Genomic DNA, 15,410 nt, shown 5'->3' with positions numbered 1-15,410 from the left:
CCCCTCGTCCCGACAGACACACCGCCGCCATTCTCATCCTGATTGTCGGCAATTCTCACCCTGATTGTCGCGCAGCAAGCTGCGCTTGCCGCTCGAAGTCCATGGGGCTGAGATAGCCCAGGGTCGAGTGCCGGCGCGTCGGATTGTAGAAGCGCTCGATGTAATCGAACACGTCTGCCTTCGCGTGATTGCGCGTGCGGTAGGTTTTACGCCCGATCCGCTCGGTCTTCAGCGAGGAGAAGAAGCTCTCCATCGCCGCGTTGTCCCAGACGTTGCCCGACCGGCTCATGGAACAGGCCACGCCATTGTCGGCCATCAGCCGCTGGAACTTCTCGCTCGTATATTGGCTGCCCTGATCCGAGTGGTGCAGCAGGGCGTCGGGCTTTGCGCGGCGCCAGATCGCCATCATCAACGCGTCGGTCACGAGCTGGGCGGTCATGGTGTCGCTCATCGACCAGCCGACCACGCGCCTGGAGAACAGGTCGATAACGACGGCGACGTACAGCCATCCCTCGGCGGTCCAGATGTAGGTGAAGTCGGCGATCCACTTCTGGTTGGGCGCCTCGGCCGTGAACTGGCGATCGAGCAGGTTGTCGGCGATCACGGACCGCAGGCCGTCATCCTTCGGCAGCCCGCGGCGCCGGGGACGAGCCTTCAGGCCGTGAACACGCATCAGCCGCTCGATGCGATGCAGGCCGCATGAAAGGCCTTCGGCCAGAAGGTCGTGCCAGATCCGGCGCGCACCGTACGTCCGATAGCTGGAGATGAAGCTGGCGCGGACCTTGGCGCCGAACTCTTCATCGCTGCGGGCACGGGCGCTGGGCGCTCGGACCAACCAGGCGTGAAAGCCGCTGCGCGAAACACCGAGCGCTTCGCAGATCCAAGACACTGGCCAGATCCCTCGGTGCTTCGCGACGAAGGCGAACCTCATATCGAGTCCTTCGCGAAGTAGGCCGCCGCTTTTTTTAGGATGTCGCGCTCCGCCTTCATCCGGGCCAACTCGCGGCGCAGCCGCTCAATCTCCTGCTGCTCGGGCTTCATCACGCCGTGCCCGGGAAATGCCGATCCCGGATCGGCTTGATGGTCGCGAACCCATTTACGCAGCACGTTCTCGTGGACGTCCAGATCGCGCGCCGCCTGCGCCACCGACACCCCGCGCTCCCGCACCAGCTTCACCGCCTCGAGCTTGAACTCCCGGCTGAACTTCCGTCGTTGCATCCACACCCTCCGGTCCCAAAAACACCTTATCTCGGTGTCCACGGAACCGGCAGCAGCTCACGTATCGCTTTATGCTTGGCCTTGAGCCGTGGCGAAGCCACCGGCCCGTCAGGTCATATGGGGGCTTCGTATCTTACTGTTCTTGCCTGCGTGCGCGTCAGCGTGCGACCCCGCACTTGCACGGGATAGCCCATCCATCGTCACAGAATTGGCTATAGTTTCGGACTACAGGTTTCGTGGGATCAGCGCATCAGAGCGCGGGCCAGCGATACAGGCGAACGTCGAAATGGCGAGCGGCGACGGACTTGTGGTGGGCGTTTGGGCGTCGTCGATAGCCGACTATCATGGTTCCAATATCGAACTCGATTTTTATAGCGGATTCCGCAGTTCCATCGGAGAAACGCAAATCACTATCCTAGCCTATGGCTTTGTTTATCCAGGCGGCGATAGTGTCAACACCTACGACATAGAAGCATCGCTTACGAGGATGGTTGGCGCAGCTACCTTTGATACGCTTATTGCTCTCGCGCCTCGCCAAGGGAACGCTCCCCGCACAAATGTCTACTTGTCGGAAACGGTCACTCTTCCGCTCGCGCCTAACCGGCTCGTTCTCCGCCTACACTATGGCTGGGAAGAGGGTATGTATGACGACAAGCAAGATTGGAGTGTTGGCTTGCGATATACGAAGGGAAAGCTGGAAGCTTCATTGAGCTATGTCGACTCCGACTATCAACGATATGCCGGAAGGAACGCTGCCGGGAGCCTTGTAGGGGCAATGAAAGTTCGCTTCTAATTGGATTGCGTGGCTCAAATCTGCCTCAAACAGAAACGGCCCATGCTACGCTCAACAAGCGTCATTCAGGCCCATGCAATCTCACTGGACAGAGGGCATGTCTGATGGTATGCGTGGCCAGCTTAAAGCAAATACCGCCGTAAATTCAATACCTTGCCATGGCGACCGGGTGCCCGTAGGACACCGAGTCAGCGGCATCTCTAAGAGTGCTGGCCGATCGCGCGGATCACGCGCTCCACCCTGCCCTTCTTGCCCGCAAGCTTGGCATGGGTCCCGATCGGTTAAGTACCATCCCCGATAGGCGGGCGCGCGCTCAAGCGGCAGATCGGGGACGGAGGTTGCCCGAACGATGCCGACAGCTGTGCTTCCCAGGCCGCAACCCGGCGACGGCGGCAAAATCACACCCTTTCCAGCGGGGCGCGTGAGCGCGGTGCGGGGTGCGGTTGTTGACGTCACCTTTCCGTCCGGTTCGCTGCCCTTGGTGGAAGATGCTCTGCTATTGTTCAATGAGCCGGGCACGCCGATCGCCGCCGAGGTGCAGGCACACCTGGACCGTCACACGGTACGCGCCGTGGCGCTTACCTCGACATCCGGACTGCGTCGTGGCGGCGTGGCTCGTCGGGCCGGCGGACCGCTCGAGGTGCCGGTCGGAGACGCAGTCCTGGGCCGGCTGATCGACGTCGTCGGCCGACCCGGCGACGACGGACCCGCACTTACCGGCGATGTGCCGCGCCGTCCGATCCATCGGCCTGCCCCGCCGCTTTCGAGTCAGGTTGGCTCCGCCGACATTTTCGCCACCGGCATCAAGGTTATCGACCTGCTCGCACCGTTGAGCCGGGGCGGGAAGGCGGCCATGTTCGGCGGCGCCGGCGTCGGCAAGACCGTGCTGGTAATGGAATTGATCCACGCGATGGCGGAAACCTATCACGGCCTGTCGGTCTTCGCCGGCATCGGCGAGCGATCGCGCGAGGGACATGAACTGCTGCTCGACATGCGTGCGTCGGGCGTGCTCGATCGCGCGGTCCTCGTCTACGGCCAGATGAACGAGCCGCCGGGCGCGCGCTGGCGCGTGCCGATGACGGCACTCACCATCGCCGAATATTTCCGCGACGAACAGCATCGCGACGTGCTGCTCCTGATGGACAATGTCTTTCGCTTCGTCCAGGCGGGCTCGGAAGTGTCCGGGCTGCTCGGGCGACTCCCGTCGCGCGTTGGCTATCAGCCCACGCTGGCCAGCGAGGTCGCGGCGCTCCAGGAGCGGATCGCCTCGGTGGGCGATGCGGCGGTCACCGCGATCGAGGCGGTCTATGTTCCCGCTGACGACTTCACCGATCCCGCCGTCACTGCGATCGCCGCCCATGTCGACAGCACCGTGCTGCTCTCCCGGTCGATGGCAGCGGAGGGCATGTATCCGGCGGTCGACCCGATCGGTTCGACCTCGGTGCTGCTCGATCCGCTGATCGTGGGTGAGGACCATGCCCGAACGGCCCGCGAGGTCCGCCGCACGATCGAACATTATCGCGAGCTGCAGGACGTGATCTCGCTGTTGGGGGTCGAGGAACTCGGCGCGGAAGATCGCCGCATCGTCGGTCGGGCGCGCCGGCTCATGCGTTTCCTCACGCAACCCTTCTCGGTCACCGAGGCGTTCACCGGCGTGCCCGGGCGCTCGGTGGCGCTCAAAGACACGATCACGGGGTGCGGGCGCATTCTGTCCGGCGACTGCGATGGGTGGAGCGAGGAGTCGCTCTATATGATCGGCGCCATCGGCGAGGCGCGGCATGACGCATCCGAAGGGCCCGCCTCATGACGCTCCACCTCACCATCGCGACACCGGGGGAAGTGGTCGTCGATCGGCTCCCGGTGGCCGTCGTGCGTGCGGACGACGATTCAGGGAGCTTCGGCGTGATGGCCGGTCACGCGGACCTGCTGACGATGATGCGGCGCACCATCCTGCGCTGGCGCGAGCCGGATGGAACGCACGGCTATTGTGCGGTCGAAGGCGCGTTGCTCGTCGTCGACGGGGGTTCCGACGTGCGCGTGTCGGCGCGCCAGGCGCTGCGGGGCGAACGCCTGGACACGCTCGAGCAGGAGATCGGCGCCGCCCGCGAGCGGGAACTCGAGACGGCGAAGCATGAACGCGTGGCCGCCACTCGCCTACATGCACAGGCGGTGCGCAGCCTCGTCGCGCACCTGAAGGCGCCTTCGGCGGATGGGGACAGCTACGCATGAACCGCGAGCGACCGGACCCGCTGGCCGCGGCGGCGCGCGAAGCCCGCCGCCGCGCCGAACAGGCGGCTCGTCATCCCGAACCTTCGCTCGCGGCGCGGCTCGGACAGATCGGTGTGCTCGGCTGGATGATCGTGCTGCCGGCGCTCGGCGGCGCGCTGGTCGGTCGTCTACTCGACAAGCGCTTGCATACTGGCATCGAGATCACCGCCGCTCTGCTGATGCTGGGCGCGGCACTCGGCTTCTGGATGGCGTGGCGATGGATGCGGCGGCCATGATCGCCACCATCCAGCACGCCGCGTTCGGCGCAATGGCCGGTGTCATGATCGGCTTTGCGCATCTCCATACCCTGTCGCCAAGCGTGCGCTGGATCACCGAGGGGCGTGTGGGTGCGGCAGCCGGGTTGCAGGCGCTACGGTTTGCGCTGCTCGCATTGGTGCTGGTCCTGCTCGCCAGGCTCGGGGCTGTGGACCTGATCTCGGCCGCCGTCGCGCTCGTGGCCGTGCGTGCGCTGATGATGCGACGCCAGGCGAGAAAGAGCGGTGGACTATGAGAGAATCGCCGCTCACCCTCCATCCGCTTTTTCACCTGGGTCCGGTGGCGATCACCGCGCCCGTGCTCGTCACCTGGGCGATCATGCTGCTTCTCGTGGGCGGATCGGCGCTCTTCACTCGGCGGCTGCGGATCGTTCCGGGCAAGACGCAGGCCGCCCTCGAGCTGACCGTCGCGACGATCGACAGCCAGATCCGCGATACGATGCAGGCCGATCCCGCGCCTTATCGCGGGCTCGTGGGCGCCATCTTCCTGTTCATCCTGACGGCCAACTGGTCGTCGCTCCTCCCTGGCGTCGAGCCGCCCACGGCCCATCTTGAAACCGACGCGGCGCTTGCCGGCATCGTATTCGCAGCGATGATCTTCCACGGCGTGCGCACGCGCGGAGCGCTCGGTTACCTCAAGAGCTTCGCCGAGCCGAGCTGGTTCATGGCGCCGCTCACGCTGTTGGAACAGATCACGCGCACCTTCTCGATGATCGTGCGCCTGTTCGGCAATGTGATGAGCGGCGTGTTCATCATCGGCATCCTGTTGAGCCTCGCGGGTTTGTTGGTGCCCATCCCGCTGATGGCGCTCGATCTGCTGACCGGCGCCATCCAGGCCTATATCTTTGCGGTGCTGACCATGGTGTTCATCGGCGCCGCCATCGCGCCCTCCCCTCAAGCAGCTACGGAAACGACGCCATGACCAACTGGGCACACATCGCCAGTATATTTGCCGCGGCACTCGCCGTCTCCTTCGGTGCGATCGGGCCGGCGCTCGCCGAAGGACGCGCCGTCGCCGCGGCGATGGACGCGATCGCGCGCCAACCCGAAATGGCGGGCACGCTGTCGCGCACGCTGTTCGTCGGCCTTGCGATGATCGAGACGATGGCGATCTACTGCCTCGTCGTGGCGCTGCTGCTGCTGTTCGCAAACCCTTTCGCCGGCTGAGCGCAGGCGGTGCGGATCGACTGGTGGACGCTGGGGCTGCAGGCGATCAACGCGATCGTCCTGATCTGGCTGCTGTCCCGTTTCCTGTTCAAGCCGGTCGCCGCGATGATTGCGGAGCGCCAAGCCGCCGCCGAGCGGATTGGCGCCGAGGCCGAAGCCCTGAGAGCATCGGCAGAGCAGGATCGCGACGCGGCGGCGGCGGCGGAAGCCGAGATGGCCGCCAGCCGCGCCGCGCAGCTCAAGGCGGCGACTGACGCCGCTGCCGGAGAGCGCGAACGCCTCGTCACGGCGGCCCATGACGAGGCCGCCAGGCTACGTGCCGCCGCCGTCGCAGAGATCGAAAGGATGCGCACCGACGTGGAGCGTCGAGCCCAGTCCCGCGCCTCCCAACTTGCCATTATCATCGCTGGCCGCGTGCTTGCGCATCTGCCGGAAGCGTTGCGGATCGCCCCGTTCCTGCCCTCGCTGGGCAAGGCCATCGATGCGCTTTCGCCGCAAGCAAAGGCCGGCCTTGCCGAGCAGCCATGCGCCCGCGTCGCCGCGCCGCCGGATGAAACCGATATCCGCGCACTTCGCGTCCTGCTGGCGGAAAAGCTTGGCGCGCCGGCCGAGCCGGAGATCGTGGTCGACGCCGCGCTCATCGCCGGGATCGAGCTGGAAGGCGCGCACGCCGTCGTACGCAACAGCCTGCGCGCCGACCTTGACCACATCACGGCGGAGCTCGGTCGCGATGGCGATTGACGAGAATGCCTGGCTCGAGCGTGAGCGCGGCCGCATCGCCGGGGCGGCGATCGGTCCCGAGGCGATGTCGCTCGGCCGTGTCGAGCGCACGGGCGACAATATCGCCTACGTCTCGGGGCTGCCCGAGGCCCGGCTCGACGAATTGCTGCGCTTCGAAGGGGACCGCTATGGTTTCGCGCTCAGCCTGGAAACCGACGGCGTGAACGTGGTGCTGCTCGACGAGGGTCAGAAAATCGAAGCGGGCTCGCGCGTCGCGGGCACCGGCGAGGTTGTCCGCGTGCCGGTCGGAGAAGCGCTGCTAGGGCGGATCGTGGACCCGCTCGGCCGTCCGCTCGATGACGGGCCGGCGATCACGGCCGAGGCGATGCATCCGATCGAGCGCGACGCACCGCGCATCATCGAGCGCGACCTCGTCAGCGAGCCGGTCGAGACCGGCTTGGTCGTGGTCGACACTCTGTTTCCCATCGGCCGCGGCCAGCGCGAACTCATCATCGGCGACCGCGCCACCGGGAAAACATCCATCGCGGTCGACGCGATGGTCAACCAGCGCCGCGCCGACATGATCTGCGTCTATGTGGCGATCGGCCAGCGGAGCATGGCGGTCGAGCGCGTGATCGAGGACATACGGGCGCACGGCGCTCCCGAGCGCACGATCTTTCTCATCGCTTCGGCTTCTTCGACCGCGGGCATGCAATGGATTGCCCCCTTCGCTGGTTTCGCCATGGGCGAATATTTCCGCGACAAGGGCCAGCATGTGCTGATCGTGCTCGACGACCTCACCAAGCACGCGGCCACCCACCGTGAGCTTTCGCTGCTCACCCGCGAGCCGCCGGGTCGCGAGGCCTATCCGGGGGATATCTTCTATCTCCACGCCCGCCTGCTCGAACGCGCCGCACGGCTGTCCCCCGCCTTGGGCGGCGGTACGCTGACCGCACTTCCGATCGCCGAGACAGATGCGGGCAACCTCTCCGGCTATATCCCGACGAACCTGATCTCGATCACCGATGGACAGATCGTTCTGGACCGTCACCTGTTCGCGGCCGGCCAGCGCCCGGCGGTGGATGTCGGGCTCAGTGTCAGCCGCGTCGGCGGCAAGGCGCAGAATCCGGCGCTACGCAAGGCGTCGGGACGTATCCGGCTCGACTATGCCCAGTTCCAGGAGCTGGAGATGTTCACCCGCTTCGGCGGCCTGTCCGACGAGCGGCTGAAGGGGCGCATCCTGCGCGGCGAGCGCATCCGCGCGCTGCTCGCCCAGCCGCGTCTGAGAGCGCTCAAAACGGCCGACATGGTGGCGCTCCTGGCCGGGCTCGCCGCAGGGCTGCTCGACCCCGTGCCGGTGGCCGACATTGACGCGATCCGTGATAGGCTGTCCGCGCGGCTGGATGCCGATGCGGGCGATGTGGTCGCAAAGCTCATCCAGCGCGGTGAACTGGACGATGCCGCTCACGCAGCCCTCCTTGCCGTGCTCCGCGATCTGATCGCCGAGACGATCCGGCCATGATGGACCGCCTGGCCGCAATCACACGGCGCATGGAGACCGTTCGCCAGCTCGGAGCCGTCGCGACGGCGATGCGCGGAATTGCCGCTGCCCGGCAGCGTGAGGCGGAAAGCCGGCTGGAGGCGATACGCGCCTATGCCGCGACGATGGGCAGCGCCATCGGCGAAGCGCTTGCGCTCGCGCACGGCAGCGCCGCGCCGCGGAACGGCAAGGCGGAAGGCGATATATTGATTCTCCTGGCGGGCGAGCAGGGCTTCGCCGGCGCCTACAGCGACCGCGCGATCCAGGCCGCGCTTGCCCATTTGCGGCAGTCCGCCGACGGACCTCCCGCGACGCTGATGCTCGCCGGCAGCCGCGGACGGATGCTGGCGGAAGCGCAGGGCCTCAAACCCGCCTGGACGACCACCATGCCGCTGCACGTCCGCGAGGTCGCCGACACGGCCAACCATATTGCCCAGACTCTCTATGCGCTGCTGGCACACGGTGGAGTCGGCAGCGTGACGCTGCTCCATGCCTCGCCCGATGGCGCCTCCGCGTTACAGCCTTTCCGCGCGAAGACGCTGATTCCGTTCGACTATGCCCGCTTTTCCTCGCATCCGCGCGCGATTCCGCCGCTTGTGACGATGCCCGCGGATCGGTTGGTGGCGATGCTGGCCGAGGAATATGTATTCGCCGAGCTTTGCGAAGCGCTCATGCTGGCGTTCGCCGCCGAGAGCGAGGCGCGTCTTCGCGCGATGATGTCGGTCAGCGAGAATATCGCAAAGACGAGCGATGTGCTCGCTGCTGTCTTTCGCCAAGGCCGTCAGGACGCGATCACAGAGGAAGTGGTGGAACTCGCGGCGGGTTTCCGTTGAGGACGATTCGAAAGCCGCACACCGACCTCGCCGATTGCCCTGATCTTGCTTTTGGCCGCATCCGCACCGAGTTCGCCTCGCAACCGCCCGAGCGAGGATAAGGACCGCCCACTGTCGGGCTCGACCGGCACGGAATCCCTTCGCTAGGCGGCATCTCCCCCGGCGACATCGCCCCTGACGAGCGCCGGCTGTTCGACAGATCGCTTGTCATCGCTCCATGATCTATTCAAAACGGCTCCCGAAGGCGGTCGGAAATGTCGGGGTCACTCAGTGTGTTGGTTGGATGGAGGTTTAGGACTCAAGCTGGTCTCAGTGGAACCGCGCCCTTTAGCCGCAATAGACGAGTCGCTCTTCCGATCGCCGCGGGCCAATCGTTCGCGGGACTCGGCAAGCAAGTTCCGAAGCGTCAATTGTTTATCGTGATCGGTTTCGGCCTCCAGAAGCCGCCGGTATCGAGAAATGTTCTGTTTGATCACCCATTCTTCAGTCATCGCCGCCTCCATTCCAAGCAGCAATGCTCGGACTTTCGAAATCTGATATCTGAAAGGCTCTGGGTGAATGAGTGTTCGCCCAAACGGGGTTGCTTGCACAGACTCGGAAAATACCGAGTGGCGTGCGCGCGCCGGCATAAAGCCTTGTGGTCCCACGCCTGGCAAAGGCATGTGAGGCAGGCCGGATGACGAGGAAGCGCTCTTCGGCAAAGCCACCGGCAATCGTAGCTGCAGGTACCGATAACGCGCCCGTGGTGGCCGCCAAGCGGGATCGAATCGAGGGAGACGCCTTCCCGATCGTCGCGATCGGAGCCTCCGCCGGCGGCGTCGAGGCTTTCATGGAGCTTTTTGATATGCTGCCGGATCGGTGCGGAATGGCATTCGTCCTGATCCAGCACCTCGATCCCACGCATGAAAGCACGCTGCCCGAGATTCTATCCCAGCACACAGGCATGATCGTCAGCGAAGCGGCCGATCGCACCGCCCTCGAACCGGACCATGTCTATGTCATTCCGCGCCATGCCTACCTGACGGTAAAGGACGGCATGCTGCGGGTTTCGATCGAGCGGGAAAAGCATGGCGCACGCTTCCCCATCGACAGATTCCTGACGTCGCTCGCAGAGGAAAATCGCGCACGGACGGTTGCCGTGATCCTGACCGGCACCGGAACGGACGGCAGCCTGGGGTTGAAGGCCATCAACGAGCATGCCGGCCTCATCATCGCCCAGGATCCCGATGAAGCCGCTTTCGATGGCATGCCCCGCAACGCGATCGGCACGGGAGCCGTCGATCTTGTCCTTCCGCTCGTCAAAATCGCCGAAGCGCTGTTGCAGCAGTGCGCGCATGCGCGGACGACCGCTCCCGGCGAAACCGACGCAGGCGTGGGACCCGACACCATTCTCGCGCAGATCCTGGCGCTGGTGCACCAAAAGACCTCGCGCGATTTCGGCGCCTATAAGGAGGCGAGCCTGTTGCGCCGCATCCAACGGCGCATGGCGATACGCGGAAGCGAGACCCTCGATGAATATCTGAAGCTCCTTCGCGCCGATCCCAGCGAAATTGCCTTGCTGGCGAAAGATATGCTGATCCACGTCACGCAGTTCTTTCGGGGAACCAAGGACTTCGAGACGCTCGCGTCGAGTGTTATTCCGGATCTCGTTCGCCAACACCGGGACGACGTGCCGCTCAGGATATGGGTGACGGCTTGCAGCACCGGAGAGGAAGCCTACTCGATCGCGATCCTCTTCTTCGAGGAGATGGCACGACGCGGGCGGAATATAAACCTCCAGATATTCGCCACCGACATCGATGAGGAGATGATTTCAATAGCCCGGCAGGGCGTTTACTCCCCATCGATCAAATCGGAAATTGATCCGGAACGCCTGGAACATTTTTTCATCAAGGAGACGGACGGATACCGCGCTTCGACGCGCCTCCGGGAAACGATTGTTTTTACGGCCCACGACATTTTGAAGGATGCACCCTTTTCACGAATTGATTTCATATCCTGCCGGAATCTCTTGATCTACTTGCGCCCCGAAGCGCAGGACAAGATCATCGGGTTGTTTCATTTTTCACTGCGGCAAGACGGCGTTCTTTTTCTCGGCGCATCCGAAACGCCGGGCGATCCTTCGGATCTCTTCAAGCCAATATCGCACGCTCACCACCTCTACCGGAGAGTCGGCCAGGGCCGGGCAAGTCAGCTGCAATTCCCGATCGATACTCTGGAAAGGACCCGCGTGACCTGGCCAAATGTCGATCGAGCCTCCGAGCGGCGGCTGGAAAATCTTGGGAATATCACGCATCGCATCCTTGCCGATGCCTATGCGCCGGCGTCGGTGTTGATCAATGCCAAGCATGAGAGTCTCTATCACTTCGGTCCGATCGATCGCTATCTGCGAGTCTCACCCGGAGAGTTCAGCCGCGATCTGTTCACGATGGCGCGCGACGGCCTCGGCCTGAAGCTCAGGATCGCCGTCAGGCAGGCGCGGCAGCGACATGAGGCGGTGACCGCCACGGGTGCCGAAATCAGACGCGACGGCAAGACGTTTTTCGCGACCGCTACCGTCAGACCGCTCGATGTGGAAGGCCAGGAACTGCTCCTGGTCAGCTTTTTCGATGAACCCGGGCACAAGGCCAAAGTGCGGCGCTCTCCGCGGTCGCTGTCGGATGCGGCGCGGATCGCCGAGCTTGAAAATGACGTCGCAACCACGCGCCAGGAGCTGGAACAGACGATCCGCGAACTGGAGCATGCGAATGAGGAACTGAGGGCGAACAATGAAGAGGCGATGTCGGTCAACGAGGAGTTTCACGCGACCAGCGAAGAACTCCAGACCTCGAAGGAGGAATTGCAATCGCTGAACGAGGAGCTGACGACTGTCAACGGCCAGCTTCAGATAGCCCTGGAGAAGCAGCGCAGCACCGCCAGCGACCTGCAGAACATCCTGAACAGCACGGACATTGCCACGCTCTTCCTTGACCGGGATTTCAACATCCGGTTCTTCACGCCGAGCGCAAAGACGCTCTTTGGAATCATAGACACCGATGTCGGGCGGCCGCTTGCCAACCTCGCATTGCCGCGCACCGATGCAACGCTCCTTGACGACGCCGGTCTCGTCCTGCGCGATCTCTCGCCGGTTCAGCGGGAGATCAAGGCAGAGAATGACGCCTGGTACATCCGGCGGATCCTTCCGATCCGGACGCAGGACGATCAAGTTGCCGGCATCATCATAACTTTCTCCGACGTCAGCCAGATGAAGGTCGTGGAAGAGCAGATTCGCGACGCCCGAAATTATGCCGTGAGCATAATCGATACGATCCGAGAGCCCCTTGTCGTCCTCGATGGCAGCATGGGCATCGTCTCGGCGAACACATCCTTTTACCGATATTTTGCCGCAACCGCCGAGGACACGCTCGGACGCACCTTAGGACAATCGGGTGCTGGCGAACTGGGCGTCCCGGGACTGGATAGGTTTATCGACGAGATTCGCGCCGGCAAGATCGCACAGGACCATGAGATCGAGATCGAGCGGAAGGGCCGCGGCCGCCGGGTCCTGATGCTGCGCGCGCGCGAGATCGAGAACCGCCCGGCGGACGAACGGCGGGTTCTGGTCGCCATCGACGACATCACCGAGCGTGTCGAGGCCGAGCAGGCGCTCGTCGATGCACGGAAGGCGGCCGAAGAGGCCAATTTCGAGAAATCCCGCTTTCTCGCCGCGGCCAGCCACGATTTGCGTCAGCCATTGCAGACGCTTCGGCTGCTGCGTGGAATCATCGAGCAAAAGGTTGTCGACCCGGAGACGGTGCAACTGATGAAGAGAGCGGGCGAGACCCTCGATGGGCTAAACGGCCTGCTGGATTCGATGCTCGACAACAACCAGCTCGAGGCGGGTACGATCCTCCCGCAAGTGGATGCATTTCCCATCCATGACCTTCTCGATCGGCTTCGGAGCGAATTCGCCGTCCACGCCGAGGCGGCGGGCGTGGCATGGCGGGTGATCCCATCTAAGAGACTGGTCAAAAGCGACCAACACCTCCTTGAACGAATGCTCCGCAATCTGCTCTCCAACGCCTTCAAATACACAAGGCGCGGCAAGATTCTTCTTGGCTGCCGCGCCCATGGCGACAGGCTATCCATCGAGGTCTGGGACACGGGCGCGGGCATTCCTGAGGGAGACCTACCGACGATCTTCAACGAGTTCCATCGAACGGGCGGTATGGCCACACCGGACCCGAACCCCGGGCTCGGGCTCGGGCTGTCGATCGTTCGCCGGCTGGGCGAGCTTCTGGACCACCCGATCGATGTCTGCTCGCGCGTCGGCAAGGGCTCGGCATTCAAAATCAAGGTGCCGATCGGGACCGACAGGAGCGCCGATCACAGGACAATGGAGCTGCGGGCGGATGGCGGCATGATACCCTCGCGCAAGGGGAGAATTCTCGTCATCGAGGATGACGCTCCCGTCCGGGAAATGCTCGGAATGTTTCTCAGCGGCGTTGGACATCATGTGGTGCTGGCGGCCGATGGGCAGGAGGCGCTGGACGCAGTCTATAAGGTAGCGGAGGCGCCGGATCTTTTGATCGCGGACTATAGCTTGCCCGACGGCGCAGACGGATTCGCAGCTATCGACAATATTCGCAAGGCATTGAATGCAAAGCTGCCGGCAATCGTGCTCACCGGAGACATTTCAACGGTCACTCTCCAGGCGATCACGAGACGCGGCGAGTTCCACCTCGCAAAGCCGGTGACGGGCGATCGTCTGGCCGGAATGGTCGCCCGACTGCTCGCGGCGTCGCCCCAATCGCCGGCCGCTCCTGAGCGGATTTCCGCCTCGTCCGACTTGAGGGTGTTCGTCGTGGATGACGACCGGGGCATACGCGACACGCTTCGCGAGCTCTTGGAGATCAAGGGTTATCAGGTCGAAACCTATTCCGACGGCGAATCGCTTCTGAAGGCCGACAGCCCCGGAATGCAGGGATGCCTGATCCTTGATGCCAACATGCCCGGCATGGGCGGCCTTGAGGTTCTTGAACATCTCAAGGGGCGCGACAGCCGACTCTCCATATGCATGATCACCGGGAAAGGCGACATAGCGACGGCGGTGACGGCCATGAAGGCTGGGGCAATAGATTTCATCGAGAAGCCGGTCGACCCGGCTCAACTGATCGCGACGATCAACCGGGCGTTCGAGCGGGCAAGGATAGCCTCCGAAGAGTCCGAATCGCGCGCCAGCGCTACGCAAGCGCTCGCGAGCATGACCAAGCGCCAGCGCCAGGTGCTAGACTTGATTCTTGCCGGCAAGGTCAACAAGGAAATAGCGGCCAGCCTTCGGATCAACCAGCGCACCGTCGAAAGTCACCGCGCGCTGATCATGAAGAAAATGGGCGCGACCTCGGTTGCGGAACTCGTCCGTCTGGTGCTGACCGCGCATTGACTCCATTGTCACCAGAGATCGAGCCCTCGTGTCGTGGCGAGACCTGGATCACGCCATCATGCCAATCGTCCTGCGAAAGCGTCCAAGGGCAATCAGGAAGAAGATTGCACCGATCGCGATGATCCCGAGGAATTGGGGCCAGACGACATCCAGTCCGGCGCCGCGATAGAGGATCGACTGGGCCAGCTTGACGAAATGCGTCGTCGGCGCGGCGAGCATCACCGTTTGCACGATCTCGGGCATGCTCTCGCGCGGCGTCATGCCCCCGGAAAGCAGCTGGAGCGGCAGCAACACGAGCATCAGCAGTAGCCCGAACTGCGGCATCGAACGCGCGATCGTGCCCATGAAGATGCCGATCGACGTGGTCGCGAACAGGTGTAGCGCGGCGCCGGCCAGGAACAGCGCAATCGATCCCTCGATCGGCACCTTCAATATCCCCTCGACCACCACGAGCAACGCGAAGGCGCAGGCGAGCAGGACAACGAGCCCCATCGCCCAGACCTTGCTCGCCATGATCTCGAACGGTGTGACGGGCATTACCAGCAGATGCTCGATTGTGCCGTGCTCGCGCTCGCGGATCAGCGCCGCGCCGGTCAGCACGATCGAGAGCATGGTGACGTTGTTGATGATCTCCATCACCGATCCGAACCAGCTCTGCGCCAGCGTCGGATTGAAGCGGGCGCGCAGCGCGAGGTCGGCGGGCGGCGCGGCCGTGGCGCGGGTCCCCTGCATGAATTCGGACACCTCGCCCTGGACGATCTGCTGGATATACCCCCCCCCGGTGAAGGCCTGGCTCATCCGCGTGGCGTCGATGTTGAGCTGGACGGTCGGCTGACGGCCGGCGAGGACATCGCGCTGGAAATCGGGCGGCAGATCGAGCGCGAAGGTGTAGCGCCCGGCGTCCATGGCCGGATCGACCTCGCCCAGCGAGATCAACGCTGGCGGCGTGAAGTGCGGCGGATAAAAGGCCCCGGTGATCCGGTTCGACAGCGGCGACTGGTCCTCGTCGACGATCGCGATCGGCGCCTTGTGCAAGGTCTCGGGCATGGCGGAGGCTGCCACATAGATGCCGAGCGAGAAGGCGTAGACAATCAGCACCAGCATCATCGGATCGCGCCACAGGCTGCGCAGTTCCTTGATCCCGAGGCGGAGGATATTGGCTGCCTGCCGCATC

14 protein-coding genes are annotated in these 15,410 nt (G+C 63.9%); 11 read left to right on the top strand and 3 right to left on the bottom strand.

What is annotated here, in order from left to right:
- Positions 1 to 55: 55 nt before the first annotated feature.
- Positions 56 to 1,218 (bottom strand): IS3 family transposase gene (locus L3X40_RS02535; protein WP_237364206.1). Its coding sequence is split into 2 segments (ribosomal slippage): positions 56 to 957 and positions 957 to 1,218, totalling 1,164 coding nucleotides; the frame shifts between segments, so codons are not numbered across the junction.
- A gap of 88 nt (positions 1,219 to 1,306) precedes the next feature.
- On the opposite strand from L3X40_RS02535, the gene L3X40_RS02530 reads away from it, so the two are divergent.
- From L3X40_RS02530 to L3X40_RS02485, 10 genes are all read left to right on the top strand, one after another.
- The gene (locus tag L3X40_RS02530) at positions 1,307 to 2,011 is read left to right on the top strand and encodes a TorF family putative porin (protein WP_082748545.1); all 705 of its coding nucleotides are present in this window, start codon (positions 1,307 to 1,309) and stop codon (positions 2,009 to 2,011) included.
- Positions 2,012 to 2,360: 349 nt separating this feature from the next.
- Positions 2,361 to 3,818 (top strand): F0F1 ATP synthase subunit beta, encoded by a 1,458-nt coding sequence (gene atpD / locus L3X40_RS02525; RefSeq protein WP_082748543.1) that lies wholly within the window; start codon positions 2,361 to 2,363, stop codon positions 3,816 to 3,818.
- Positions 3,815 to 4,240, top strand: coding sequence for an ATP synthase F0F1 subunit epsilon (locus L3X40_RS02520; protein WP_066556589.1), 426 nt, complete (start codon positions 3,815 to 3,817; stop codon positions 4,238 to 4,240). Before atpD ends, L3X40_RS02520 begins: the two co-directional genes overlap by 4 nt.
- Complete coding sequence (locus L3X40_RS02515; RefSeq protein WP_066556585.1) at positions 4,237 to 4,515, top strand: AtpZ/AtpI family protein; 279 nt, start codon at positions 4,237 to 4,239, stop codon at positions 4,513 to 4,515. Before L3X40_RS02520 ends, L3X40_RS02515 begins: the two co-directional genes overlap by 4 nt.
- The gene (locus L3X40_RS02510) at positions 4,512 to 4,790 is read left to right on the top strand and encodes a hypothetical protein (RefSeq protein ID WP_145907256.1); all 279 of its coding nucleotides are present in this window, start codon (positions 4,512 to 4,514) and stop codon (positions 4,788 to 4,790) included. The genes L3X40_RS02515 and L3X40_RS02510 overlap by 4 nt, the downstream gene beginning before the upstream one ends.
- Positions 4,787 to 5,476, top strand: a complete 690-nt coding sequence (locus L3X40_RS02505) for a F0F1 ATP synthase subunit A (RefSeq protein ID WP_066556581.1) — start codon at positions 4,787 to 4,789, stop codon at positions 5,474 to 5,476. Before L3X40_RS02510 ends, L3X40_RS02505 begins: the two co-directional genes overlap by 4 nt.
- On the top strand, positions 5,473 to 5,721 hold the full coding sequence (locus L3X40_RS02500) for a F0F1 ATP synthase subunit C (RefSeq protein WP_066556573.1): 249 nt from the start codon (positions 5,473 to 5,475) through the stop codon (positions 5,719 to 5,721). The genes L3X40_RS02505 and L3X40_RS02500 overlap by 4 nt, the downstream gene beginning before the upstream one ends.
- Before the next feature lie 9 nt (positions 5,722 to 5,730).
- On the top strand, positions 5,731 to 6,462 hold the full coding sequence (locus L3X40_RS02495) for a F0F1 ATP synthase subunit B family protein (protein WP_066556571.1): 732 nt from the start codon (positions 5,731 to 5,733) through the stop codon (positions 6,460 to 6,462).
- The gene (locus L3X40_RS02490; RefSeq protein ID WP_066556567.1) at positions 6,452 to 7,963 is read left to right on the top strand and encodes a F0F1 ATP synthase subunit alpha; all 1,512 of its coding nucleotides are present in this window, start codon (positions 6,452 to 6,454) and stop codon (positions 7,961 to 7,963) included. Before L3X40_RS02495 ends, L3X40_RS02490 begins: the two co-directional genes overlap by 11 nt.
- Entirely contained in the window at positions 7,960 to 8,814 is an 855-nt protein-coding gene (locus tag L3X40_RS02485) for a F0F1 ATP synthase subunit gamma (RefSeq protein ID WP_082748541.1), read from the top strand. Before L3X40_RS02490 ends, L3X40_RS02485 begins: the two co-directional genes overlap by 4 nt.
- A gap of 263 nt (positions 8,815 to 9,077) precedes the next feature.
- Here L3X40_RS02485 and L3X40_RS02480 read toward each other — a convergent pair whose 3' ends face one another.
- Positions 9,078 to 9,305, bottom strand: coding sequence for a hypothetical protein (locus tag L3X40_RS02480; protein WP_145907254.1), 228 nt, complete (start codon positions 9,303 to 9,305; stop codon positions 9,078 to 9,080).
- A 185-nt stretch (positions 9,306 to 9,490) separates the two neighbouring features.
- Here L3X40_RS02480 and L3X40_RS02475 point away from each other — a divergent pair, with 185 nt between their 5' ends.
- Positions 9,491 to 14,236, top strand: a complete 4,746-nt coding sequence (locus tag L3X40_RS02475) for a chemotaxis protein CheB (protein ID WP_082748539.1) — start codon at positions 9,491 to 9,493, stop codon at positions 14,234 to 14,236.
- A 48-nt stretch (positions 14,237 to 14,284) separates the two neighbouring features.
- Here the strand turns inward: L3X40_RS02475 and L3X40_RS02470 are convergent, their stop codons facing one another.
- On the bottom strand, positions 14,285 to 15,409 hold the full coding sequence (locus L3X40_RS02470; RefSeq protein ID WP_066556549.1) for an ABC transporter permease: 1,125 nt from the start codon (positions 15,407 to 15,409) through the stop codon (positions 14,285 to 14,287).
- Position 15,410 lies beyond the last annotated feature (1 nt).

This window comes from Rhizorhapis sp. SPR117 (assembly GCF_021742065.1).
The sequence above is the reverse complement of the archived record's forward strand: the minus strand, read 5'-3'. Positions and strand labels throughout refer to the sequence as shown.